Source organism: Sphingopyxis sp. EG6 (assembly GCF_003609815.1).
In the GTDB taxonomy this organism is placed as follows: domain Bacteria; phylum Pseudomonadota; class Alphaproteobacteria; order Sphingomonadales; family Sphingomonadaceae; genus Sphingopyxis.
In genome coordinates this window covers 708561-733698 of the sequence record NZ_AP017603.1, presented here as the reverse complement: position 1 = coordinate 733698, position 25138 = coordinate 708561, and the positions used below count along the sequence as shown (strand labels likewise).

Below are 25138 nucleotides of genomic sequence, written 5' to 3'. Positions count from 1 at the left end.
CCGCTGCTACACCGCCGCCATGTCCGAGAAGAATCATCTCTATCTGGTCGATGGCTCCAGCTACATCTTCCGCGCCTATCACCGCCTGCCGCCACTGACCAACCCGCACGGAGTGCCGGTCGGCGCGGTCTATGGCTATACGACGATGCTGTGGAAACTGGCCAAGGACCTGCATGACGCCGACGGGCCGACGCACCTCGCGGTCATTCTCGACCACTCCAGCCAGTCGTTCCGCAACGAAATTTACGACCAGTATAAGGCCAACCGCCCCGAACCGCCCGAGGATCTGCGCCCGCAATTCCCCCTGATCCGCGACGCGACGCGCGCCTTTTCGCTGCCGTGTATCGAGATGGAGGGTTTCGAGGCCGACGATCTGATCGCCTCCTATGCCGAAGCCGCGGTGCGCGAAGGCTGGGACGTCACCATCGTTTCGTCGGACAAGGATCTGATGCAGCTTATCCGCGAGCCTGCTGACGGGCCGCACGTCGACATGCTCGACACGATGAAGAATGTCCGCCTTGGCCTCGACGCGGTGAACGAGAAGTTTGGCGTCACCCCCGACCTGGTCGGCGACGTGCTCGCGCTGATGGGCGACAGCGTCGATAACGTCCCCGGGGTGCGGGGCGTCGGGCCGAAGACCGCGACCAAGCTGATCCAGGAATATGGCAGTCTCACCGCTGCACTCGACGGCGCCGAGACGATGAAGGCCAGCAAGCTGCGCGACAATCTGATCGAACATCGCGCGATGGCCGAATTGTCGCGCGTGCTGGTCGATCTGAAGCGCGACTGCCCGCTGCCCGATGCGCTGGACGACCTCAAGCTCGGCGCCATTCCGCCGCTGCCGCTCAAGGCGTTTCTCGACGAGCATGGCTTCCGCTCGCTGTCGGCCAAGCTCGACCTTGGCGCGACGCCGGGCGGCCCGCCGACCCTGCCGCGCGCTGCCGCCGTGCCTGCGCCTGCTGCGAGCGGCACGCCATCGACGCCGACCCTGCCCGCGATGCCGCCCATCGACCGCGCGGCCTATGAAACCGTGACGACGCTCGACGCGCTCGACCGTTGGATCGCCGACGCCCGCGCCGCACATGTCGTTGCAATCGACACCGAAACGGCCAGTCTCGACAGCGTTACCGGGCGGCTCGTCGGGGTCAGCCTCGCGATCGCGCCCGGCAAGGCGTGCTATATCCCGCTCGGTCATGGCGGCACCGACATGTTCGCCGAAAAGCCCGAGCAGATCGCGATGGGTGACGCACTCGCGCGGCTCGGCGACCTGTTCGCTGACGATGCGGTGCTAAAAGTCGGGCATAACCTTAAATATGACATCGGCGTGCTCGCGCAGCATGGCGTCACCATTGCGCCCTATGACGACACGCTGGTGATGAGCTTCGCGCTCGACGCGGGCAAGCATCAGCATGGGCTCGACGAACTTGCCAAGCTCCACCTCGACCATGCCTGCCTGTCATTCAAGGATGTATGCGGCACCGGCAAATCGCAGATCAGCTTTGCCGAGGTGCAGCTCGACCGCGCGACCGAATATGCCGCCGAGGATGCCGATGTGGCACTGCGCCTGTGGAAGCTGCTCAAGCTGCGGCTGCCGATCGAGGGCGGGACGCGCGTTTACGAAATGGTCGACCGCCCGCTGGCGGCAGTGATCGAGGGCATGGAGCGCGCCGGGATCATGGTCGACCGCGACTATCTGGCGAAGCTGTCGGGCGAGTTTGCCACCGAAATGCTGCGCATCGAGGGCGAGATTCACGAACTCGCGGGCCAGCCCTTTGCGATCGGCAGCCCCAAGCAGCTCGGCGAAATCCTCTTTGACAAACTCGGTTTGAAGGGCGGGCGCAAGGGCAAGTCGGGCGACTGGTCGACCGACCAGAACGAACTCGAACGGCTCGAACGCGACGGCGTGCCGATCGCGCGCAAGATCCTCGAATGGCGCCAGCTGTCCAAACTGAAATCGACCTATACCGACGCGCTGCAACAACAGATCAATGCGACAACCGGCCGCGTCCACACCAGTTACAGTCTCGTCGGCGCGCAGACCGGACGCCTCTCATCGACCGATCCGAACCTCCAGAATATCCCGATCCGTACCGAAACCGGGCGCCAGATCCGCGACGCCTTTATCGCCGCGCCGGGCCACGTCCTGATCGCCACAGACTACAGCCAGATCGAGCTGCGCCTCGCCGCGCATATGGCCGATGTCCCCGAACTGAGGGAGGCCTTTGCGCAGGGGCAGGACATTCACGCGGCGACCGCGATCGAATTATTCGGCGAAAGCAACCGTGACACGCGCGGCAAGGCCAAGACGGTCAACTTCTCAATCCTCTACGGCATTTCGCGCTGGGGACTGGCGGGGCGGCTCGAGATCACTCCCGACGAAGCGCAGGCGCTGATCGCGCGCTATTTCGAACGCTTCCCCGGCATTTCGGATTATATCACCGACACGCTAGATAAGGCGCGGACGACGGGGTACACCGAGACGCTGTTCGGGCGCAAAACCTGGTTCCCGCGCATCAAGGCGGCGAGCCAGAACGAACGCGCGGGCAGCGAACGCGCCGCGATCAACGCGCCAATCCAAGGGACCAGCGCCGACCTCATCAAACGCGCAATGGCCCGCATGCCCGCGGCGCTCGCCGACGCGGGGCTGTCCGACGTCAAGATGCTGCTCCAGGTCCACGACGAACTGGTGTTCGAAGCGCCCGCGGACAAGGCGGAGGCCGCAGGTGCGGTCATCCGTACGGTGATGATGGGCGCCGCCGAACCCGCGCTGACGCTATCGGTGCCGCTCGACGTTGAAATCGGTATCGGCAAAAGCTGGGGCGAAGCGCATTGATCGCATGGCTGCTGTTTGCCGCGGCCCTCGCCGCCGACCCTGCGCCTGCGCCTGCGCCGCCGACCACCGCGGCGGTCGCGCCAATCGCCGACACCGACGTGCGCGAATTCGTCGCAATTTCCGCTCGCAAGGTTGCCGGGCGTCCGGTCGGCGGCCCGATCGCCAGCGCCGACAAGGTGCTGCTCATCGCGCGCGACGACAAGGGGTTTCCGGTGATCGCGATCAGCACCGGCTTTCCGGCGCGCCAGTCGCTGCCCGCACCGCCGCCGAACATCGTCGCGGTCGTGCGGCTGCGCCAGCGTTACGATACCCCCGTCCCCGGCCCCAGCGCGAGCGATCTGGCGTTCGTCACCGCGCACCGCTTGCCGCTGTTCGTGATCGGCGAATGGCTGCGCCCCGCGCCGATGTGGGAAGTGGCATGGGTTGACGATGCCGTGCGCTTTCGGTCGATCGGCGACGTCGGCGAAATCGGTCCCTGGCAGGACTGACGATCGCCAAACAACGCCTTGCGCTCAACTGTACTGTTAATATAATACAGTAACAAAGAAGGAGCGTGCATCATGCCAAGCTGGAAGCTGAACGGTTTCATCGCCCTTGCGTTCATGGCGCTCGCCAACCCGGCTGGAGCTCAAACCACCGCACCGCCGCCGGTCGGCGAAAAGGTCGAAATCCTGCCGGTGGGGTTTTCCCCTAACGGTCTTTCGGGACCCGGCGGCGATCGCTTGCGCGACGCGCTCACGGCTGCGCAGTTCGTCGCGTTGGGTGAAGACCATGGCCTTGCGGGCGCCCCGAAACTGGCCGAGGCGCTCGCGCATGACGCCGCGGCAATCGCCGAAACGCAGAACGCCGGGCCGCTTTATCATGCGGTCGAGGTCGGACCGCACAGCGCCGCGTGGATCGGCGCCCGGATCGAAACCGGCGGCGTGGATTCGCTGGCCGATGCCTTTGCCGGACGGCCGTGGGCGATGCCGTTCCTCTCCAACCGCGAAGACGCCGCGCTCGCCGCGCCCTTTGCGCGATCCGGGCGGTTGTGGGGGATCGATCAGGAATTTATCGGCGCGCCATCGATCCTGCTCGAAACGCTCGCGGCGCGAACGAAGGACGAGGCTGTACGCGCCCGCCTCGCGGCGTGGCTGGAACAGGACCGCGCCGCGCTCAGCACCGGAAACTTCGGCGCCATCATGATGTCGACCGCCGCACCGGCCGACTTCGCCGCGCTGCGAAAGGCATTCGCGGGCGATGCCGAAGCGGCGGCGATCATCGACGCGCTCGCCGAAAGTGCGCGCATCTATGGCCTGAACAACAGCGGCCAATATCTTCAGAATAATGAAGAACGACAGGCTCTGATGCAGGATTATTTCCTCACCGCCTACCGCAAAGCTGCGGTGCCGGCACCGCGGGTGCTGTTCAAGATGGGCGCCTATCATATGGGGCGCGGGACGACGCCGACCTCGATCTACGACATCGGATCGCTGCTCCCGGGTATGGCCGCGGCCAATGGACGCACGTCGCTGCATATCGCCTATGTCCCGACTGCGGGCATGGTTCGACAGGTGAAGCCGTCGCCCGAACGCTTCACCGACGTTACTGCCTATCGCGACGAGGCGATCGCTCCGATCCTCGATGCGGCCGGAATAGCGCACGACGCCATTCCGGCCGACGGTCACGTCCTGATCTCCATCGCGCCGCTGCGCCACAATTTGCAGGGAAAGAAATTGCGCGACCTCCCCGCCTTCTCGCGCTTCCTGTTGCTCGGCTTCGACTATCTTGTCACGACGCGCGGCGCGGAAGCGGCGACACATTTCGAGGCCGTCGGCAAACCGGCGCCCCGGTAAGCTGGCGCGTCGCCCCACCCCTTTCCGACCCGCAACTTTCGCTCTATGACGATCCCATGACATTTGGCTGGCGATTGCATGACAGCCAGCTTCAAAGGATTTCCATGAGCAAGTTCCAGCCCGTCGCGCAGGCGCCGGTCCGTATTCAGCAGAATATCCTCGCGCGCGGCGAACGCCGCCTGCTCAACTGGATATGCCCCCGCCTGCCGCAGTGGGTGACCCCCGACAAGCTCACCGTTTTGGGCTTCTTCGGCGCCGTCATGGTCGCCGCGGGCTATATGCTCAGCTGGATCGACGACGAATGGCTGGGTCTGTGCCTCGCGGGCTATGTCGTCAACTGGTTCGGCGATTCGCTCGACGGCAGCCTGGCGCGCTGGCGCCAGATTGAGCGACCGAACTATGGCTATTTTGTCGATCATAGTGTCGACGCGCTCGCGACGCTGCTGATGGTCAGCGCGATCGGGATGAGCCCCTATATGCGGTTCGACGTCGCGCTGATGGCGGTGATCGGTTACTTCCTGCTGTCGATCCATACCTTCATCGCCGCCAAGGTCGTCGGCGAGTTTCGCCTGTCCTATATGGCGGGCGGACCGACCGAATTGCGCTTGATGCTGATGGCGATGACCGCGCTGATGCCGGTGGTTGGCGGCGCCGACATCGGCGGCACCAACTTCTCGGCGTTCGACCTGTTCGCGCTGGTCGTGTCGAGCATCCTGGTAACGCTATTCATCGTGCAGACGTCGGCGACCGCCCGGATGCTCCGCCGCCGCGGCGGATAATGCTTGTAGCGTGGTGCTGAAATCTCCAATCACCGTAGCCCTGAGCCTGTCGAAGGGCGCTTCTCGGTGAAGCGCCCTTCGACAGGCTCAGGGCTACGGTTCATTCCAAGCGGCAACGACTTTCGCAAATTTTAGGGCCGCAGGCGCGCCTGCGCGTACGTACCGAGCAGGCGCAGCGACTTGGTCTGGAAATCCAGTTCCTCGAGCGCACGATCGACACGTTCGTCCCCCGGCGCCCCAACGATGTCGGCGTAAAATTGCGTCGCGGCAAAGCTGCCGCCGGTCTGATAGCTTTCCAGTTTGGTCATGTTGACCCCGTTGGTCGCAAAGCCGCCGAGCGCTTTGTACAGCGCCGCCGGGATATTCTTCACCTCGAACATGAAGGTGGTCATCACCGGCCCCTCGATCGCCGCAAAATCGGCGAGCGGTTCGCGCGCCAGCACGACGAAGCGCGTCATATTATGGTCGGCATCCTCCATCCCGGTGCCGTGCAGCGTCAACCCGTACAGTTCCGCCGCGTGCGGCGGTGCCAGCGCGGCCAGCCCGACCTCGTCGCTGTCGGCGACCCACGCCGCGGCGCCCGCGGTGTCGCTATGCGCAACCGGCGCGATATTGTTGGCGCGCAGCCAGTGGCGGCACTGGCCCAGCGCCTGTTCATGGCTCATCGCGCGCGTCACAGGGCCCAGATCGCGGCTCATCAGGCCATAGCGGATCGGCAGGAAATGCTCGCCGACGATCGACAGCCCGGATTCGGGGAGCAGGAAATGGATGTCGGCAACGCGCCCATGCAGGCTGTTTTCAATTGGGATGATCGCGCGATCGACCCTGCCGTCGCGCACCGCGTCGATCGCATCCTGAAAGGCGTAGCAGGGCAGCGGCAACGAGTTCGGGTCATATTCGCGCGCGGCCAGATCGCTGTTGGCCCCCGGCGCGCCCTGAAACGCCAGCCCGCGTGCGGGATCGGCCAGCGCGACCGCCCGCATTTTGTCGACCAGATGCTGCGCGGAAGCCGAATAACTGCCCATGACTGCCTTCCCAGAGTGGAGCCGCGGCGCATAGCCGCCAAGCCGCATGCACGCAACCGGCGCATCTGGTCGCGAACCCCGATTCCTCCCCTTGCGCCGCCGTCGCCGCGCCAGTAAGGGAGCGTCCAAATCAGATATGCGTCCGGCAAGCGGGCGCCAGCAAACGGGGCTCAAAGAGCATGGACAATCGCAACAACACTATCGCTGGCTGGGTGCTGTTCGCCGGCATTTGCGCGCTGGGCCTGACCATCGGGTCGAGCATGTTGTTCGCCGGTCACAACCCGGAAAAGCCCGGTTTCCCGATCGAGGATGCCGAAGCGGGCGCCGGTGGCGCCGCGGCCGTGCCGATCGCCAACCTGCTCGCCGCCGCCGATCCGGTGAAGGGCGAAGCGGTGTTCGCGAAATGCGCCGCTTGCCACACGATCGCCTCGGGCGGCGCCAACGGCATCGGCCCGAATCTGTGGGGCGCCCTCGGCAAGCCGCACGGCCACGTCGCAGGCTTCGCCTATTCGGACGCGCTGAAGTCGGTTCCGGGCAACTGGGATTTCGAAGGCATGGACGCCTGGCTCGCCAGCCCGCGCAAATATGCGCCGGGAACCAAGATGTCATTCGCAGGCCTCAGCAGCGCCGAAGATCGCGCCAACCTGATCGTTTACATGAACAGCCAGGGTTCGAACCTGCCGCTGCCCGCCCCCGAAGCTGCCGCACCCGCCGAAGGCGCTGCCCCGGCCGAAGGCGAAGCGGCTGCCCCGGCGGCCGAAGGCGCCGCTGCCGCTCCCGCGGCTGATGCCGCCGCGGCGACCCCGGCTCCGGCCGAAGCCAAGAAATAATGCGGCTCGCGCCCGTCCTGCTGGCGGGCGCTTTCGCGCTGGCCGGCTGCGGCAAGGCCGACAATCCCCCCGCCGATGTCGCCGCGGACGAAGCTGCAGCTCCCCCTGCGGTTGCCGTCGCGCCAACCGCGGCGATGGGCGAGCAGGTCTTCAAACGCTGCGTGGCGTGTCATACCGTGGACAAGGGCGGCCGCAACGGGATCGGCCCCAATTTGCACGGCGTCGTCGGCGCAGCGGTCGCGGCGAAGCCCGACTTTTCCTATTCCAGCGCGATGAAGGCGAAGGGCGGCGTCTGGGACGAAGCCGCGCTCGATGCCTATCTCGAAGCGCCGATGAAGGCGGTTCCGGGCACCCGCATGGCGTTTGCCGGGGTGATCGACGCTGCGGATCGCAAGGCGCTGATCCTGTATCTGGAAGCGCAGAAATAGCATCGTCGCCCCCGCGAAGGCGGGGGCCGCTGGAGAATATACGCAGCGATGAAGAGTTGAGCCGAAAGCGGCCCCCGCCTTCGCGGGGGCGACGACTCCCTACCCCTGCTCCTCGATATTCGCGTAAAAATCCTGGACGATTTGCCACGCCTCGTCGGCGGTCTCGACAAATCTGAACAGCCCCAGGTCGCGCGCGCTCACCACGCCCTCCTCGACCAGCGCCTCGAAATTGACGACGCGTTCCCAGAATTCCTTGCCGAACAGCACGATCGGGATCGGCTTGATCTTGCCGGTCTGGATCAAAGTCAGCAGCTCGAACATCTCGTCAAAGGTGCCGAAACCACCCGGAAACACGCACACCGCGCGGGCGCGGAGCAGGAAGTGCATCTTGCGCAGCGCGAAATAGTGGAACTGGAAACTCAGCGACGGGGTGACATAGCGGTTCGGTGCCTGTTCGTGCGGCAGCACGATATTGAGCCCGACCGATTCCTTGCCGACGTCGTCGGCACCGCGATTCGCCGCTTCCATGATCGACGGCCCGCCGCCCGAGCACACGACGAAGTGACGACAGCCATGTTCATCCGGCGGCACCTGACTTGCGAGGCGGGCCAGCTTGCGCGCTTCTTCGTAATATTTCGCCTTGGCTTTCAGTCGCCGCGCAATGTTGCGCTGGACATCGTCGGTCGCCGCCGCTTCGAGCGCGTCGGCTTCCGCAGGCTCGGGAATGCGCGCCGAACCATAGATAACCAACATCGATTCGATCTTTGCCTCGTCGAGCAGCAGTTCGGGCTTGAGCAGTTCGAGCTGGAATCGCACCGGGCGCAAATCTTCGCGCAGCAAAAAGTCGGTGTCCTGAAACGCCAGCTTATACGCCGCGCTCGCGGTCTGCGGGGTGGTGGTCGCCTGCTTGGCGAACTGCGCGTCATCCTTGGCTTTGTGGAAACGCGAACGATGGGGTTGTTTATCTTCTGCCATTGAACAGCGGCTAGCCGTTCGGCGTGACTTTGCCAAGACGAACCCATCCCGATCCTCCCCGTGGCAAAGCCATGGGGGAGTCGCAGACGGCGCGCAGCGCCAGCGGGACCGTTCGCGAAGCGAATGGTGGAGGGGCCGCAACGGTAGTGCCAAAGCCCCTCCGTCAGCGCTTCGCCCCGCCACCTCCCCATCGCTACGCGACAGGGAGGATCAAAGGTTAACGGCAATAACCGTTGCCGCTCATGTCGAAATGAAAATGATTATAGTGCGCGGCGTTGTAATCCGGCCCCAGCACGGTGCCGAAGCGGCGACAGCCCGATTTGTGCAGCGCACGCAGGAAATCCTGCGACGCCTTGTCGCCCTTCCACCCGCCGTCCAGCATGATCCGCCGTCCGTCGGCGAGCACAAACCCCGACACATCGATCGCGTTCGAATAGGCATGCTGCGACAAACGGCCCGAGCGCCCGCCATAGATGTTGCGGCAGCTATAGGTGCCAAAGGTCTCGATCTTCACCACCTCCTGCCCGAAATATTTCCGCGCCGCAGGCTTCACCGCATGCTGCGCCCACGCCGCGAAATTTTTCGCCAGCGGACAGGTCATCGCGCCAAGATTGGTCGTCGGGGTCCCGATGTCGAGAAGCTTCACCGAATCGATCGAGCTGCATCCGCCGCCATGATCCTGGTTGGGTAGCGGCGTAAAGCGCACCCCCGCCTGCTTCAGATCGAACGCACATTGCTGCGCTTCGGCGCTTGTGAACGACGGCGTCGGCGCAATCTGCGGACGCTTCGGCGCGCTCGCGGTGGGGCGTTTCGGATCGCCGCGCTTCATCACCTCGGGGCTGCCGAAACAGGCGGACAATGCCAGCGCCGCAGTGGCGGCGATCAGCGTTCGGGGCTGCAAGACGGTCGGAATCCGCATGACCGTCAAAATACCGACAAGATGGTTAACAAGCTCTTTAGTTTTGCTTCGGCTCACCGAAAATTTCGCGCGGCCCGCGCAATTTGTTTGACAGTTGCGTGTCCGACCCTAAACGCGGCGCCGGGCCACGCGGTCCCAACGCCGCGCGAGCTCTCTGCAAGGAGAGACTATGATGAGTGAAGTGACGACGCCACAGGTGCGCCCGACGCGCCCCTATTTTTCTTCCGGTCCCTGCGCGAAGCCGCCGGGCTGGGACGCCTCCAAAATCGCTACCGAATCGCTGGGCCGCTCGCACCGCGCCAAGATCGGCAAGACGCGTCTCGCCTATTGCATCGACCTGATGCGTGAGATGCTCCAACTCCCCGATACGCACCGCATCGGCATCGTCCCGGGCTCCGACACCGGCGCGTTCGAGATGGCGATGTGGACGATGCTCGGCGCCCGCCCCGTCACGACGCTCGCATGGGAGAGCTTCGGCGAGGGCTGGGTCACCGATGCCGCCAAGCAGCTCAAGCTCGATCCGACCGTCGTCCGCGCCGATTACGGCCAGCTTCCCGACCTCGGCCAAGTCGACTGGTCGAACGACGTGCTCTTCACCTGGAACGGCACGACCAGCGGCGTGCGCGTCCCCGACGGCGACTGGATTCCGGCCGATCGCGAAGGGCTGTCCTTCGCCGACTCGACCTCGGCCGTGTTCGCGTACGATATGCCGTGGGACAAGATCGACGTCGCCACCTTCAGCTGGCAGAAAGTGCTCGGCGGCGAAGGCGGCCATGGCGTGCTGATCCTCGGCCCGCGCGCGGTCGAACGCCTCGAAAACTACACCCCCGCCTGGCCGCTGCCGAAGGTGTTCCGCCTCGTCTCCAAGGGTGCGCTCTCCGAGGGCGTGTTCAAGGGCGAGACGATCAACACTCCGTCGATGCTCGCGGTCGAAGACGCGATCTTTGCACTCGAATGGGCGAAGTCGCTGGGCGGCCTCGACGGCCTCAAGGCGCGCAGCGATGCCAATGCGGCGGCGCTCGACAAGATCGTCGCCGACCGCGAATGGCTGAGCCACCTCGCCGCCGATCCCGCCAGCCGCTCGAAGACTTCGGTCTGCCTGTCGGTCGCCGGGGCCGATGCGGATTTCATCAAGAAATTCGCCGCGCTGCTCGAAAAGGAAGGCGCAGCCTACGACATCGCGGGCTATCGCGACGCGCCTCCGGGGCTTCGCATCTGGTGCGGCGCGACCGTCGACACCGCCGATATAGAGGCGCTCGGCCCGTGGCTCGACTGGGCCTACGCGAGCCTTTCGGCCTGACGCTTCCCTTCTTCCGTTCGCCCTGAGCTTGTCGAAGGGCCGCTCTTTTCTTCCGACGTCCACCAGAAGAACTGTCCTTCGACAAGCTCAGGACGAACGGAGTTTTTGAAAGCTATACCAATGACCGCACCCAAAGTCCTCATCAGCGACAAAATGGACCCCAAAGCCGCCGCGATCTTCAAGGAACGCGGCATCGACGTCGACGTCATCACCGGCAAGACCAAGGACGAGCTGATCGCGATGATCGACGCCTATGACGGCCTCGCGATCCGCTCGGCCACCAAAGTCACCGCCGACGTCCTCGCCGCCGCGACGAACCTGAAAGTCGTAGGCCGCGCCGGGATCGGCGTCGACAATGTCGACATTCCCGAAGCGTCGAAAAAGGGCGTCATCGTGATGAACACGCCCTTCGGCAACAGCATCACCACCGCCGAACATGCGATCGCGATGATGTTCGCACTCGCCCGCCAGATCCCCGAAGCCAACGCGGGAACGCAGGCGGGCAAATGGCCGAAGAACGACTTCATGGGCGTCGAGCTGACGTCGAAGACGCTCGGCCTGATCGGCTGCGGCAACATCGGCAGCATCGTCGCGGAGCGCGCGATCGGCCTGCGCATGAAGGTGGTCGCCTTCGACCCGTTCCTGACGCCTGAGCGCGCGATCGAACTCGGCGTCGAAAAGGCCGACCTCGACACCCTGCTCGCCAAGGCCGATTTTATCACGCTGCACACCCCACTGACCGACCAGACGCGCAATATCCTGTCGAAGGAGAATATCGCCAAGGCCAAGAAGGGTGTTCGCATCATCAATTGCGCGCGCGGCGGGCTGATCGACGAGGCGGCGCTGAAGGAGGCGCTCGAATCGGGTCATGTCGCGGGCGCCGCGCTCGACGTGTTCCAGACCGAGCCGCCGGCCGCCGACCATCCGCTGTTCGGCGCCCCGAACTTCATCTGCACCCCGCACCTCGGCGCCTCGACCGACGAGGCACAGGTCAATGTCGCCATCCAGGTGGCCGAGCAGCTGTCGGACTATCTCCTCACCGGCGGCATCACCAACGCGCTCAACGTCCCGAGCCTGTCGGCCGAGGAAGCCCCGAAGCTGCGCCCCTATATGAGCCTCGCCGAAAAGCTCGGCAGCCTCGTCGGCCAGCTCGCGCACGACAATCTCACGACGATCTCGGTCGAGGTCGAGGGCGCCGCCGCTGAGCTCAACCTCAAGCCGATCACCGCCGCTGTTCTGACCGGGCTGATGCGCCGCTATTCGGACAGCGTGAACATGGTCAACGCCCCGCACCTCGCGCGCGAACGCGGGCTCGATGTTCGCGAAGTGCGGCATGACCGCGACGGCGACTATCACACGCTTGTCCGCGTCACCGTCGCCACCGAGTCCGGCGACCGCTCGGTCGCGGGCACGCTCTTCAGCAACGGCGACCCACGCCTCGTCGAGATGTTCGGCATCAAGGTCGAGGCCGATCTCGACGGCCATATGCTCTACATCGTCAACGAAGATGCACCGGGCTTCATCGGCCGTATCGGGACGGCGCTCGGCGAAGCGGGGCTCAACATCGGCACCTTCCACCTCGGCCGCCGCGCCGCGGGCGGCGAAGCGGTGCTCCTGCTCAGCCTCGACTCGCCGATGCCCGAACCTTTGCTGTGGCAACTTTGCCAACTTCCGGGCGTGAAGACGGTGAAGGGGCTGAAGTTCTAGGGACAGGACCCACTAATTCCGTTCGTGTCGAGCGAAGTCGAGACACCCATTGGGATACTATGCCTTCACGGCATCTCGACTTCGCTCGATGCGAACGGAAATTCTGGGTTGTTGAATCCCGTTTTCGACCCGCCTAAGGCCGCACCATGCCTCGCCCCCCCGCCCTGCTGCCCGAAGGCCTCCGCGACCGCCTCCCCCAACAGGCGGAAGCCGCGTCGCGCGTCACCCGCGCGCTCGTCGACGCGATGCGCGCGCACGGCTATGGCCGCGTGGCACCGCCGCTGGCCGAATTCCGCGAAACGCTCGGCGGTGATGACGATCGCTCGTCGCGCGACCTGCTCCGCTTCACCGATCCGGTGTCGCAGCGGACGCTCGCGCTGCGCCCCGACATCACCCGGCAAGTCGGCCGCATCGCGACGTCATTGCTCGCCAAGGCACCGCGACCGTTGCGCCTCTGCTACGCAGGACAGGTCGTCAAACTGCGCGCCAGCCAGCTGCGCCCCGCGCGCGAAATGCTGCAGGTCGGCGCCGAACTGATCGGCAGCGACAGCGTCGCCGCGGCGCGCGAGATCGTCACCGTCGCCATCGACGCACTCGAAGCGGCGGGCATCGGCCCCGTCACGATCGACTTCACCCTGCCCGATGTCGTCGACCTGCTCGCGAACGGCCCGCTCCCCGTCGAGGCCGATATCCAGCAACTGCGCGACGAACTCGACGCCAAGGATGCCGGCGCGCTGACGCGGATCGGCGCTGCCGCCTATCTGCCGCTGCTCCGCGCAACCGGTCCCTTCGATCAGGCGATCGCTGACCTGCGCGCCTTCGACACCGCGGGCGTCCTCGCCGCGCGCATCGACGCGCTCGAAGCCATCGCCGCCCCGATCCGCGACCGCGTGACGCTGACGCTCGACCCGACCGAGCGCCATGGCTTCGCCTATCAAAGCTGGTTCGGTTTTCAGATCTTCGTCCCCGGCCAAGGCGACGCGGTCGGTCGCGGCGGCGGCTATGCTATCCCCGTCGGCGAGGATCAGGAAGAATCGGCGGTCGGTTTCTCGCTCTATCCCGATCCGCTGATCGACGCGGGTCTTGGCGCCGAAGACGACACCGAGCGCCGCATTTTCCTGCCGCTCGGCCATGATCCGGCGCTCGCCGCCAGCCTGCGCGCTGATGACTGGCAGACGGTGGCAGCCCTGTGCGACGCGGATGATGCAACGGCGCTGGGCTGCGGATGGCGACTTGGTGCCGACGGGCCGGTCGAGGCCTGAGCCATCCCCCAATTCCGTTCGTGTCGAGCGAAGTCGAGACACGCGACCGCATAGACAGCCCCAACGTATCTCGACTTCGCTCGATACGAACGGGCGCTAAAAGCCCAGCCTAGAAATCCGAAATCCCGAACCGCGGTACCCCCTGATTGACCCCCGGCGGATCGAGCACGGTCACGTCGAGTTCCACCGGCTCGCCGATCCAATGCGCCAGCGTCGTATGGTCGGCCAGATCGTCATCGGTCAGCGGGTGGACCAGCGCGCGCAGCCCGGTCGCTTCGATCGCGGCCACCACGGCATCGCGCGATCGCGCCAGGAAATGCACCTCATATTGCGCGATCGGATGCGGCCCCGCCGCGCGATCGGTCATCGCGCCGACGAACAGGATCGCGGGATCCTGTCCGAAAGCGTCACGCATCGCCGCGGCGACTGGCCGTTCGGCGGGGTCGTAATAGATGTGGGCATGATAGGGCGCGTCAGGGCTGGTCAATATGTCGATCCTTTCGCATTCACATTGTCATTGCGAGCGTAGCGAAGCAATCCAGAGCGGCCTTATCCTGCTCTGGATTGCTTCGCTACGCTCGCAATGACGGTGGCTATTTGGCGAAGACCCGCTTCAACCACGCATCGACGGTCGCGGTCGCCGGATAGGCCGGATCGCCAAGGCTGCGGTTGATCTCGGCATGCCCCTTCAGTCCCTCCCCCGCAAAACTGCCATGCTCGACTCGGCTGCCGCCCGCGACCAGCGCGTCACCCAACGTCTTGGCTTGCCGCACCCCATCGGGACGCTGGACGTAGAGCAGCAAGAACTCGCGCGCATTGGGTGCCGCGGCGTGCGCCGTCGGTGACAAGGCCTCTTGCCGCGCCGGATCGGTACCGAACGCCTGTTTATAGGTCGCCTGCATGATCGGCGGGCCGTCCTTCATCTGCGCCGGCACGTCATAAGCCGCGCCGTCGTTAGGGATCACTCCTGCGATGTCGGCGAAGGACAGCCCGGCGCCCTTGAGATAGCGTTCGTCGGTCCCGACCAGCGCGACCAGATGCGCGCCCGCGCTATGTCCCATCAGCACGATGCGCCGCCGGTCGATGCCCAGCGTGCTGGCACGGTCGATCAACGCCCTGACCGCACTGGCCACATCGGCCGCCTGCTGCTCGACCGTCGCCGCAGGTACGAGTCGGTAATTGATCGAAGCAAAGGCATAGCCCTGCTCCGGATAATGCACGGGCTTGAACCGCCCCGTGGCATTGTCCTTGCTGCCGCGTTTCCACCCGCCGCCATGAACATAGACGATCAGCGGCGCCAGTCCCTTGGCGCCCTTGGCGCGCCAAATGTCCAGCGCCTGCAACGGATCGCTGCCATAGTTGATCGTCTCGCTGCCCGGCGCCTTCGGCCCCTGTTCGGCACCCATCCGCTCGGCCATCCGTTCGCGCAGCCGCTCGCGCAGCTTTTCGTGCGCATCGCTGGCGGGCATGCTGCTCGCCACCAAAGCGGCGATCATTGCCGCGCCGATCCCGTATCGCTTGCTCATATCCGCACCTCCATCGCCCCCCGGCGCCGGTCCATTGTCCAGCGCAAATGTCGCAAATTCATCCCAGCGCGCTTGCCTCTGCGGCCAAATCCGCTAAGGCCGCGCCGGACCCGCGCTGGTCGTTTTCGGGTCCGGTTCAGCAGGACAGCATCATGGCAAATGTTACCGTCATCGGGTCGCAGTGGGGCGACGAGGGCAAGGGCAAGATCGTCGACTGGCTCGCCAGCCGCGCCGATGCCGTGGTGCGTTTTCAGGGCGGCCATAACGCCGGTCATACGCTGGTCGTCGGCGAACAGGTGTACAAGCTGTCGCTGCTTCCCTCTGGCATCGTTACCGGCACGCTGTCGATCATCGGCAATGGCGTCGTGCTCGATCCGTGGGCGCTGCGCGACGAGATTACCAAGCTGCGCGGGCAGGGTGTCGAAATCAACGCGGAGAATTTCGCGATCGCCGACAATTGTGCGCTGATCCTGCCCTTCCATCGCGACCTTGATGCGCTGCGCGAAACCGCCGCGGGCGCGGGCAAGATCGGCACCACCGGGCGCGGCATCGGCCCGGCGTATGAGGACAAGGTTGGCCGCCGCGCGATTCGCGTCTGCGACCTCGCGCACCTCGACAAGCTGGAACCACAGCTCGACCGCCTCACCGCGCACCACGATGCGTTGCGCGCCGGGTTCGGCGAACCGCCGATCGATCGCGAGCGGCTGATCGCCGACCTCAAGGAAATCGCCGACTATGTGCTCGAATATGCGCAGCCGGTGTGGAAGCGACTGAAGAAGGTGCGCAAGGCCGGCGCGCGCATCCTGTTCGAGGGCGCGCAGGGCGTGCTGCTCGACATCGACCACGGCACCTATCCCTTCGTCACCAGCTCGAACACCGTCAGCGGTACCGCCGCGAGCGGATCGGGCCTCGGCCCCTCTGCGGTTGGCTTCGTGCTCGGCATCGCCAAAGCCTATACGACGCGCGTCGGCAGCGGCCCCTTCCCGACCGAGTTGGAGGATGCGATCGGCCAGCGGCTCGGCGAGCGCGGGCATGAATTCGGCACCGTCACCGGGCGCAAGCGCCGCTGCGGCTGGTTCGACGCGGTGCTGGTACGGCAAAGCTGCGCGGTGTCGGGCGTGACCGGCATCGCACTCACCAAGCTCGACGTGCTCGACGGCTTCGATACCATCCGCATCTGCACGGGATATCGCCTCCGCGGCAAGATCCTCGACTATTTCCCCGCCCACGCCGCCGATCAGGCTGAGGTCGAGCCGATCTATGAGGAAATGGACGGCTGGCACGAATCGACCGCGGGCGCGCGTAGCTATGCTGACCTCCCCGCGCAGGCGATCAAATATATCCAGCGCGTCCAGGAACTGATCGAAACCCCGATCGCGCTGGTATCAACCAGCCCCGAGCGCGAAGACACGATCCTGATCCGCGACCCGTTCAGCGACTGACGATGCGCCGGGCGCTTCGGCGCTCGCGCCTTCGAGCGCTTGGGTCAGGTCGGCGACAATATCCTCGACCTCCTCCAGCCCGACCGACAGGCGGACCAATCCGTCGGAGATGCCGTATTCGGCGCGCTCTTCGGGCGAATAGGTCGAATGCGTCATGCTGGAAGGGTGCTGGATCAGGCTTTCGGCATCGCCCAGCGACACCGCGCGATGGATCAGGTTCAGGCGGTTCATCAGCGCAACCCCCGCCGCATGACCGCCATGGAGTTCGAACGCGATCATTCCGCCGAATCCGCCCATCTGACGAAGCGCCAGATCGCGCTGACCAAAGCTCGCCAGTCCCGGATAGTATACCGCGGCCACCGCCGGATGCGCCTCCAGCATGGCCGCGATCACCATCGCCGACCGGCAATGTTCGGCCATCCGCAGCTTCAGCGTTTTCAGGCCGCGCATCACCAGCATCGCATTGAACGGCGCCATGATCGCACCCGTCATGTCCTTGATCCCGACCAGCCGCACCTCGGCCATATCGCGCGCACTGCCAACCGCGATCCCGCCGACCAGATCGCCATGACCGCCGAGATATTTGGTCGCCGAATGGACGACAATATCGGCCCCCAAAATGATCGGCTGGGTCAGCACCGGGGTCGCATAGGTATTGTCGACCACGATTCGCGCGCCATGGTCGCGCGCGATCGCCGACACCGCGGCGATGTCGATCAGTCGCATATTGGGGTTCGCTGGCGTTTCGAAATAGACGATCTTTGTGGCGGGCGAAATATGGCCGGACAGATTGTCGGCATTGGTCAGATCGACGTGGGTGATCTTGACCCCGAAACGCGCCAGGCCGTGGCGCATAAAGGCAAAGGTGCATCCATAGAGCGTCTTGTCGACGATCACCTCGTCGCCCGGCTTCAGGAACGACCACAGCACGCCCGCGATCGCCCCCATCCCCGATGCCGTCGCAACCGCCGCTTCGCCACCCTCGAGCAGCGCCATGCGCTTCTCCAGCAGGTCGAGCGTCGGATTGGAAATCCGGCTGTAGAAATATCCCGGCCGCTCGCCGGCAAAGATTTCGGCCCCAGCCTCCGCCGTGTCGAAGACAAAAGTCGAACTGAGGTGCAGCGGCGGGCAAAGCGCCCCGTCATGCGCCTTGGGATCATAGCCCGCGTGGATCGCCTGCGTCGCAAAACCTGTCTTCGAAACGCCCGCCATTTTTGCTCTCCCGATCATATGAACCAAGTCGGGGATATCAGGACCGCGCTGGCATGTGCTGCCCAATATGACTATAAATCAGGACAATCTTGGCATATTATGCCACGATTATGACTATGGACCAAAAAGATCACCAGATTGTCCGCGCACTTTTGCAGGACGGGCGCCTGACCAACCAGGATTTGGCGGCGCGGGTCAATCTGTCGCCATCACCCTGTTTGCGGCGCGTCCGCCTGCTCGAGGAGCGCGGGGTTATCAAGGGCTATGCGGCCCTGGTCGATCAAAAGGCCTATGGTTTCCCGCTCACAATTTTCGTCGGCATCAAGCTCGACGGTCATGGCAAACTCAATGTGCGACAATTCGAGGAACGTGTCGCAACGATCGAAGAGATTCTCGACTGCTTCCTGATGACCGGCGACATCGACTATCTTTTGCGCGTCGTCGCCCCCGACCTGGAGGGATATGAGCGCTTTGTTCGCGAAACGCTGCACATGATCCCCGGCGTGGCATCGATCGACACCAGCTTTGCCTATGGCGTGGTCAAACAAAGCCGGATTTTTCCTATGCCCTAGGCGGTAGCCTATGAGCTGGCGCGGATCGCCGCATTGCCGACGTCGCGAATCGCCGCGACGAAGCCCGCCGGGTCGTCCTCCTGAATGAAGTGGCCGCCGTGCAGCGTGCGATGCGTGACGCGCGCCGCGCCGGGAACGCGCGACGTAAACAGGGCATCGCCGCCGCGCGTGATGGGATCACCGTCGGAAAAGCAGCACAGGAACGGCTTGTCGAACGCTTCTAGCGCAGCCCAGGCGCGCTTCTGGTCGGGGACCGCAATATTGTCGCCGAGGGGCACGAAGGACGGATAGACCCGCGCGGCCACCTTTGAAGCGCGGGTAGGGAATGGCGCGTCATAGGCGGCGATTTCCGCCGCGCTCAATTCGCGTTTGGCGCCCGCTTTGACGATCTTCCCGATCGGGAACACCGGACTGTAGCGCGAAAAGGCGCGCCAGATCGCGAAAGCGCGCGGCGCGCGCTGGCCTTCGGGAAGCCCGCCGTTCGACAGCGCCACGCCCGCAAAGCGTTCGGGCATTTCGGCGACGAGGCGCAGGCCGATCAGCGAACCCCAATCCTGGCACGCGAGGATGATGTCCTTCAGATCAAGCGCCTCGATCCACTGCCGCATCCACGCAACCTGCGCCGCATAACTGTAGGCCGAACGATCGAGCGGCTTGTCCGAGCGACCGAAGCCGATCAGGTCGGGCGCGACGACGCGAAACCCGGCATCGACCGCGGGGCCGATCATGTGGCGATAGAGATAGGCCCAGGTCGGCTCGCCGTGGAGCATCAGCACCGGCTGCGCGTCGCGTGGCCCTTTGTCGACATAATGAACGCGCAGGCCGCCCACGATCTCGATGTAATTTGGCGCATAGGGCCAATCCGGCAAATCCACGAAACGATCGTCCGGCGTGCGATAAACGCGCATCATCTTCCCCCCCCACTCTTGGCCGCGATCAGCTTAGGGGACTTCCGTTGCGGCGCAAGCCATGCCACGGTCGCGCGATGACCCGACAGATCCTCGTCTTCTATGGCAGCTACCGTCGCGACCGGCAGGGCATCAAACTTGCGCAGTGGCTGGTCGATGCCATCTTCGCGCGCGGCGACCGCGCCGAACTGATCGACGCCAAGACCGTGGGCCTGCCGATGCTCGACCGCATGTACAAGGAATATCCGAAGGGCGAGGCGCCGCCTGCAATGGCCGAACTCGCGGCCAAGATTCGCGCTGCCGACGGCTTCGTCTTCGTCACCGGCGAATATAATTGGGGGCCGCAGCCGGGACTTAAAAACCTCACCGACCATTTCCTCGAAGAATGGTTCTGGCGGCCCGCCGCCATCGCCTGTTACTCGGCGGGGCCATGGTCGGGGGTGCGCGCGATGATGGGGTGGCGCGATACGCTCGGGGAGATGGGCATGGCGGTCACCTCGTCGATCCTGCCGGTCGGCCGGATCGGCGGCGCTTTCGATGCCGATGGCCAGCCGACCGGCGACGACGGTGCGCGTCTTGTGAAAAACTTCCCGCGCTTTGCCGATGATCTCAACTGGTGGGTGGATGCCGCGAAAGCACAGCGCGCGCGACAGGACCCGCCTTACTAGTTTCACCGTAGCCCTGAGCCTGTCGAAGGGCGCCTATCCGAGAGGCGCCCTTCGACAGGCTCAGGGCTACGGCTTTATCTTTATCCCGACTTGAGCTCCGCCTTCAGCCGCAGGCTCGCCCGCCAGAAAAAGAACGCCGGGATCAGGCCCAGCCACGCGGCGCCGTATAGCACCCAGCGCACGCTTTCCTGCCCCGCGAGCGGCTGGAGCGCATCGGACAACACCCCGAACAGGAACGGCCCCAGCCCAAGCCCGATCAGGTTCTGCCCGAACAGCATGATCGACGCCGCGACTGCACGGGCGCGCGGCTGGACCAGCCCCTGCACACAGCCATAGGCCGGGCCGTAATAGGCCGAATTGAGGATGGTCGGGATGATCAGCATCGCCACCGCGATCCGCCAATCCTCCATATAATAGCCGAGGAACAGGATCGGTGCTGCGATCGCCATGCCATAGGCGGGAAAGGTCAGCAGGTGCTTCTTGTCGCGCGGACCATATTTGTCGGCCATCTTGCCGCCGAGCCAGGTGCCGAACGCCCCGGCCAGTCCCAGCACAACCGCCATCGACAGCCCCGCTTCGGTCGTCGACAGCCCGTGACTGCGAATGAAAAAGCTGATCGTCCAGAGCGCCTTGCCATAACCCAGCACGGCAACAACCGACGCCGCGATCAGGATATAGATGAAGGCGCGCGAGCTGAAAATCTCGCGCAGTGCCTCACCGGTCGAAAGCGGAACGACCGCACGCGCCGTGGCGACCGCCTCCGCCGAACGGCTATGGCGCGGTTCGCGCATGACGAACAGCACGACGAGCGCGAGCAGGATACCCGGCGCGCCGACCATCATCAACGCGATACGCCAGCCATAAATGTCGTTCACCACGCCGCCGATGATCAGGCCGAGCAACGACCCGATCGGCACGCCCAGCCCATAAAAGGCGATCGCCGACGACCGCTTTTCGACCGGCACGCTATCGGAAATCAGCGAATGCGCCGCTGGCGTGCAGCCCGCTTCGCCGACGCCGACGCCAACGCGCGCCAGCAGCATTTGGACAAAGTTCTGCGCCAGTCCGCACACCGCGGTCATCGCCGACCAGATCGCGAGCGAAATCGCGATCAAGCGAACGCGGTTCGTGCCATCCTTGTCGGCATAACGGGCGATGGGAATGCCAAGCAGCGCATAGAATACGGCAAAGGCGGGTCCGGCCAGCAAGCCCAACTGCGTATCCGAAAGCCCAAGATCGGCCTTGATCGGTTCGGCCAGGATGTTGACGATCTGCCGGTCGAGGAAATTGAAGATATAGACGATCAGCAGGATCCACAGCATCGTCCGCGTTTGCGCGGACACCCCGGCGGCGGGTGTGGTGACGCCCTGCGACAAGGCAGCTTTATCGGTCATTCTGATCTCCCGCACCCATGGGAGCAGACCGGGGGGACTGGTGTCAACGCCCTTGCGGCGCCCCGAAAATCGCCACTTGCAATTGCCGCTACGGCTGCCAGCCTGCGGCGCATGAAAAAAATCTCGCTGCTCGCCGTCCCCGCCCTCGCCCTGATCACTCCCGCTATGGCGATGCCGCCGCCGCTGCCGCCGGTCGAGGGCAAGGATGCCGCGACATTGCAGGCGGAAATGACCGAGCGGCGGGTGAACAGCGACGTCATCACCGCAACCTATCTCGACCGCATCCGCAACATCGACGACCACGGCCCGCAGCTGAACGCGGTCATCGCGACCTTTCCCGACGCGACGAGCCAAGCGCATACGCTGGACCTTGAACGCCAAGCGGGCCGCCTGCGCGGCCCGCTTCACGGCATCCCGATCCTGCTCAAGGACAATATCGAGGCGAAGGGGCCGATCGCGACCACGGCCGGATCGCTGGCGCTGAAGGACAATGTCACCAACCGCGACGCGCCGCTGGTGGCGCGGCTGCGCGAGGCGGGCGCGGTCATCCTCGGCAAAACCAACCTCAGCGAATGGGCGAATATTCGCTCGAACAATTCGACCAGCGGCTGGAGTGCGATTGGCGGCCTCACCAAAAACCCCCACGCGCTCGATCGCAACACCTGCGGATCGTCGGCGGGCAGCGGCGCCGCGACCGCGGCAAGCCTCGCGCCGATCGCGATCGGCACCGAAACCGACGGATCGATCACCTGCCCCGCCGGGGTCAATGGCATCGTCGGTTTCAAACCCACGGTCGGGCTGGTCAGCCGCACGCATATCGTCCCGATCAGCCATAGCCAGGACACCGCCGGTCCGATGGCGCTGACCGTGCGCGACGCGGCGCTGGTGATGTCGGTCATCGCGGGCACCGACCCGGCCGATCCGGCGACCGCGGAGGCCGACGCGCGCAAGACCGACTATGCCGCAGAGCTTTCGGTCGCAGCGCTCAAGGGCAAGCGCATCGGCGTGCTGCGCGATCGCATCGGCGACCGCGCCGACATCGCCACGCTGTTCGACGCAGCGCTGAAACAGATGGCACAACTCGGCGCGACGGTGGTCGAGATCGCCGACAGCCGCAAAGGGCTGGAAGAATTGGGCGCTGCCGAGTTCGAAATACTGCTGACCGAGCTCAAGGCGGACATGGCGACCTATCTCGCGAGTCTTCCGGCCAATGACGGTCCCAAGACGCTCGCCGACCTGATCGCCTTCAACAAGGCGAACCCTGCCGAGCTGCAATGGTTCGACCAGTCGCTGTTCGAGCTTGCCGAAACCAAGGGCGGGCTCGACAGCCCCGCCTATCTCGAAGCGAAAGCGAAAGCCGCGCGGCTTGCCGGGCCCGAGGGCATCGACCGGCTGCTCGCGACGCACAAGCTCGACCTGCTCGTCGGGGTGACGAACGGCCCCGCGTGGGCGAGCGATCTGGTGAACGGCGATCATTACACTGGCCCCAGCGCCAGCCAGCTACCCGCCGTCGCGGGCTATCCGCACCTGACGGTACCGATGGGCACGGTCGCGGGGCTGCCAATCGGCGTGTCGTTCATTGGCGGAAAATGGACCGATGCCGAGGTACTGGCGGCCGGCTATGCTTATGAGCAGGCAAGCCGCAAGCGCGTGGCGCCGACCTATCGGGTGGGGGTAGCACCGTAAAATCCTCCCTGTGGCGAAGCCATGGGGAGGGGGACCGTTCGCGAAGCGAATGGTGGAGGGGCCCCTCCGTCAGCGCTTCGCGCTGCCACCTCCCCATCGCTGCGCGACAGGGAGGATCGCTTCACCTTTTATCCCGCCGCCGCTTCCAGCCCATTTCCTCCAGCTCGAGCAATTCCATCGGCACATGGATATTGCGGATCGCCATCCGCACCTCGATCAGGAACAGCACCAGCGACGCGAGCAACAACAGCATCGCGATCGCGAACGCCCAGGACGCCGCCAGCCCCAGGTTGAACCCGGCGATCGCCTGCGCGAACAACAGCGCCACGAGCAGGCACACGACAATCCCGCACGCGACCGCGGCGGCGATCGCATTGTTGATCACGTCCATCCGCCGGTCGGCGGCGCGCAGTTCGGCGACCACCCGCTCATGCTCCTGCCCCTCGGTCTCGGCCCAGCGCTCCATCAGCGCGCGCGAGCGGTCGACGACGCGCGACAGGCGCCCGGTCAGCACGTTGAGCAGGCTGCCCGTCGCGACGAGCAGGAACACCGGGGTGACCGACAGCTGGATCGTCTCGGCGATCATCGCCGAGCCGGTCATGCTCACCCCTCGCCGCCCGCCGCGACCGAAGGCGTGTTGATGCCGTGCATGGCCAGAAATTTGCGGACGTTGCGCGCCGCCTGACGAATACGCTGTTCGTTTTCGACCATCGCGATGCGGACATAGCCCTCGCCATCCTCGCCGTACCCGACGCCGGGTGCGACCGCGACCTTGGCATGGGTAAGCAGCTGTTTCGAAAATTCGAGGCTGCCCATGTCCTTGAGCGCGGGCGGCAGCGGCGCCCAGGCGAACATCGACGCCTTTGGGCTCGGGATGTCCCACCCGGCGCGGCCGAAGCTTTCGACCATGACGTCGCGGCGCTTCTGATAAAGCTCGCGGTTCTTCGAGACGATGTCCTGCGGCCCGTTGAGCGCCGCGCAGGCCGCGGCCTGGATCGGGGTGAAGGCGCCATAGTCGAGGTACGACTTCACGCGCGTCATCGCCGCGATCAGACGCTTGTTGCCCACCGCAAAACCCATGCGCCAGCCCGCCATCGAATAGGTCTTCGACATCGAGGTGAATTCGATCGCGACGTCCTTCGCCCCCGGCACCTGCAGGATCGAGGGCGTAGGATTACCATCGTAATAAAGTTCGGAATAAGCGAGGTCCGACAGCACCCAGACCTTGTTCTCCTTCGCCCAGGCGACGAGCCGTTCGTAAAACGCGAGGTCCACCGCCTCGGCGGTCGGGTTCGACGGATAATTGACGACCAGGATCGACGGACGCGGCACGGTGAAGGCCATCGCGCGGTCGAGCGCGCGCCAGTAATTCTCGTCGGGCGTCGTCGGCACGCTGCGGATCGTCGCGCCCGCGATGATGAAGCCGAAGGTGTGAATGGGGTAGCTGGGGTTAGGCGCCAGCACGACGTCGCCCGGGCCAGTGATCGCGGTCGCAAGGCTCGCGAGCCCTTCCTTCGACCCCATCGTCACCACGACTTCACTTTCGGGGTCGAGGTCGACGTTGAATCGGCGCGCATAATAATTGGCCTGCGCCTTGCGCAGCCCCGGAATGCCCTTCGACTGTGAATAGCCGTGCGCGTCGGGCTTCATCGCGACTTCGCACAGTTTTTCGATCACATGCGCGGGCGGCGGCAGGTCGGGGTTGCCCATCCCAAGGTCGATGATGTCTTCTCCCGCGGCGCGGGCGGCCGCACGCATCGCATTGACTTCGGCGATGACATAGGGCGGCAGGCGCTTGATGCGATAGAATTCATCTTCGGACATGGGAAACTAGAAC

At 65.0% G+C, this 25138-nt stretch carries 23 protein-coding genes; 13 read left to right on the top strand and 10 right to left on the bottom strand.

The annotated features are described in order from the left end of the window. The first annotated feature begins 19 nt into the window (after positions 1-19). The 4 genes from polA (at position 20) to SPYCW_RS03525 (ending at position 5447) form a co-directional block, all read left to right on the top strand. On the top strand, positions 20-2833 hold the full coding sequence (gene polA / locus SPYCW_RS03540) for a DNA polymerase I (RefSeq protein ID WP_120215623.1): 2814 nt from the start codon (positions 20-22) through the stop codon (positions 2831-2833). Continuing rightward, positions 2830-3321 carry a hypothetical protein gene (locus SPYCW_RS03535; protein WP_120215622.1) on the top strand — a complete coding sequence of 164 codons (492 nt, stop codon included), beginning with the start codon at positions 2830-2832 and terminating at the stop codon, positions 3319-3321. Before polA ends, SPYCW_RS03535 begins: the two co-directional genes overlap by 4 nt. A gap of 72 nt (positions 3322-3393) precedes the next feature. Beyond that, positions 3394-4668 (top strand): hypothetical protein, encoded by a 1275-nt coding sequence (locus SPYCW_RS03530; protein ID WP_120215621.1) that lies wholly within the window; start codon positions 3394-3396, stop codon positions 4666-4668. Positions 4669-4772: 104 nt separating this feature from the next. Next, positions 4773-5447: a CDP-alcohol phosphatidyltransferase family protein gene (locus tag SPYCW_RS03525; protein WP_120215620.1), complete on the top strand. Its 675-nt coding sequence runs from the start codon at positions 4773-4775 to the stop codon at positions 5445-5447. Between the two features lie 131 nt (positions 5448-5578). On the opposite strand, the gene SPYCW_RS03520 is transcribed toward SPYCW_RS03525, so the two are convergent. After that, positions 5579-6472: a prephenate dehydratase gene (locus SPYCW_RS03520; protein ID WP_120215619.1), complete on the bottom strand. Its 894-nt coding sequence runs from the start codon at positions 6470-6472 to the stop codon at positions 5579-5581. A gap of 179 nt (positions 6473-6651) precedes the next feature. Between SPYCW_RS03520 and SPYCW_RS03515 the strand changes: the two genes are divergently transcribed. Together SPYCW_RS03515 and SPYCW_RS03510 are read left to right on the top strand one after the other, a co-directional pair. Next, positions 6652-7302 carry a c-type cytochrome gene (locus tag SPYCW_RS03515; RefSeq protein WP_120215618.1) on the top strand — a complete coding sequence of 217 codons (651 nt, stop codon included), beginning with the start codon at positions 6652-6654 and terminating at the stop codon, positions 7300-7302. Then, positions 7302-7730: a c-type cytochrome gene (locus SPYCW_RS03510; RefSeq protein ID WP_120215617.1), complete on the top strand. Its 429-nt coding sequence runs from the start codon at positions 7302-7304 to the stop codon at positions 7728-7730. The genes SPYCW_RS03515 and SPYCW_RS03510 overlap by 1 nt, the downstream gene beginning before the upstream one ends. A 99-nt stretch (positions 7731-7829) precedes the next feature. Here SPYCW_RS03510 and SPYCW_RS03505 read toward each other — a convergent pair whose 3' ends face one another. Both SPYCW_RS03505 and SPYCW_RS03500 read right to left on the bottom strand, forming a co-directional pair. Next, positions 7830-8705 carry an LOG family protein gene (locus tag SPYCW_RS03505; protein ID WP_120215616.1) on the bottom strand — a complete coding sequence of 292 codons (876 nt, stop codon included), beginning with the start codon at positions 8703-8705 and terminating at the stop codon, positions 7830-7832. 217 nt (positions 8706-8922) lie between these two features. Then, entirely contained in the window at positions 8923-9624 is a 702-nt protein-coding gene (locus SPYCW_RS03500; RefSeq protein ID WP_120215615.1) for an extensin family protein, read from the bottom strand. 172 nt (positions 9625-9796) lie between these two features. Here SPYCW_RS03500 and SPYCW_RS03495 point away from each other — a divergent pair, with 172 nt between their 5' ends. From SPYCW_RS03495 to SPYCW_RS03485, 3 genes are all read left to right on the top strand, one after another. Then, a complete protein-coding gene (locus tag SPYCW_RS03495) occupies positions 9797-10924 on the top strand; it encodes a phosphoserine transaminase (RefSeq protein WP_120218080.1) in 1128 nt (375 codons plus the stop codon). Positions 10925-11044: 120 nt separating this feature from the next. Beyond that, positions 11045-12631 carry a phosphoglycerate dehydrogenase gene (gene serA / locus SPYCW_RS03490; protein ID WP_120215614.1) on the top strand — a complete coding sequence of 529 codons (1587 nt, stop codon included), beginning with the start codon at positions 11045-11047 and terminating at the stop codon, positions 12629-12631. A gap of 146 nt (positions 12632-12777) precedes the next feature. Next, entirely contained in the window at positions 12778-13893 is a 1116-nt protein-coding gene (locus tag SPYCW_RS03485; protein WP_120215613.1) for an ATP phosphoribosyltransferase regulatory subunit, read from the top strand. 109 nt (positions 13894-14002) lie between these two features. On the opposite strand, the gene SPYCW_RS03480 is transcribed toward SPYCW_RS03485, so the two are convergent. Together SPYCW_RS03480 and SPYCW_RS03475 are read right to left on the bottom strand one after the other, a co-directional pair. Then, complete coding sequence (locus tag SPYCW_RS03480) at positions 14003-14380, bottom strand: DOPA 4,5-dioxygenase family protein (RefSeq protein ID WP_120215612.1); 378 nt, start codon at positions 14378-14380, stop codon at positions 14003-14005. A gap of 106 nt (positions 14381-14486) precedes the next feature. Beyond that, positions 14487-15419 (bottom strand): alpha/beta hydrolase, encoded by a 933-nt coding sequence (locus SPYCW_RS03475; RefSeq protein WP_120215611.1) that lies wholly within the window; start codon positions 15417-15419, stop codon positions 14487-14489. A gap of 152 nt (positions 15420-15571) precedes the next feature. Here SPYCW_RS03475 and SPYCW_RS03470 point away from each other — a divergent pair, with 152 nt between their 5' ends. Then, entirely contained in the window at positions 15572-16861 is a 1290-nt protein-coding gene (locus SPYCW_RS03470) for an adenylosuccinate synthase (protein WP_120218079.1), read from the top strand. Here SPYCW_RS03470 and SPYCW_RS03465 read toward each other — a convergent pair. Continuing rightward, positions 16805-18073, bottom strand: a complete 1269-nt coding sequence (locus SPYCW_RS03465; protein WP_120215610.1) for a methionine gamma-lyase — start codon at positions 18071-18073, stop codon at positions 16805-16807. The two genes, SPYCW_RS03470 and SPYCW_RS03465, sit on opposite strands and share 57 nt — an antisense overlap. Positions 18074-18189: 116 nt before the next feature. Here SPYCW_RS03465 and SPYCW_RS03460 point away from each other — a divergent pair, with 116 nt between their 5' ends. After that, positions 18190-18645: an Lrp/AsnC family transcriptional regulator gene (locus tag SPYCW_RS03460; RefSeq protein ID WP_120215609.1), complete on the top strand. Its 456-nt coding sequence runs from the start codon at positions 18190-18192 to the stop codon at positions 18643-18645. Positions 18646-18653: 8 nt separating this feature from the next. On the opposite strand, the gene SPYCW_RS03455 is transcribed toward SPYCW_RS03460, so the two are convergent. Next, positions 18654-19556: a haloalkane dehalogenase gene (locus SPYCW_RS03455; RefSeq protein ID WP_331852383.1), complete on the bottom strand. Its 903-nt coding sequence runs from the start codon at positions 19554-19556 to the stop codon at positions 18654-18656. Between the two features lie 74 nt (positions 19557-19630). Here SPYCW_RS03455 and SPYCW_RS03450 point away from each other — a divergent pair, with 74 nt between their 5' ends. Continuing rightward, positions 19631-20221 (top strand): NADPH-dependent FMN reductase, encoded by a 591-nt coding sequence (locus SPYCW_RS03450; RefSeq protein WP_120215608.1) that lies wholly within the window; start codon positions 19631-19633, stop codon positions 20219-20221. An 80-nt stretch (positions 20222-20301) separates the two neighbouring features. Here the strand turns inward: SPYCW_RS03450 and SPYCW_RS03445 are convergent, their stop codons facing one another. Further along, positions 20302-21615 (bottom strand): spinster family MFS transporter, encoded by a 1314-nt coding sequence (locus tag SPYCW_RS03445; protein WP_120215607.1) that lies wholly within the window; start codon positions 21613-21615, stop codon positions 20302-20304. Between the two features lie 111 nt (positions 21616-21726). Between SPYCW_RS03445 and SPYCW_RS03440 the strand changes: the two genes are divergently transcribed. Then, on the top strand, positions 21727-23301 hold the full coding sequence (locus SPYCW_RS03440; RefSeq protein WP_120215606.1) for an amidase: 1575 nt from the start codon (positions 21727-21729) through the stop codon (positions 23299-23301). 121 nt (positions 23302-23422) lie between these two features. Here the strand turns inward: SPYCW_RS03440 and SPYCW_RS03435 are convergent, their stop codons facing one another. Together SPYCW_RS03435 and SPYCW_RS03430 are read right to left on the bottom strand one after the other, a co-directional pair. After that, positions 23423-23902: a DUF2721 domain-containing protein gene (locus tag SPYCW_RS03435; protein WP_120215605.1), complete on the bottom strand. Its 480-nt coding sequence runs from the start codon at positions 23900-23902 to the stop codon at positions 23423-23425. A gap of 2 nt (positions 23903-23904) precedes the next feature. Continuing rightward, the gene (locus tag SPYCW_RS03430; protein WP_120215604.1) at positions 23905-25125 is read right to left on the bottom strand and encodes an LL-diaminopimelate aminotransferase; all 1221 of its coding nucleotides are present in this window, start codon (positions 25123-25125) and stop codon (positions 23905-23907) included. Positions 25126-25138: the final 13 nt, after the last annotated feature.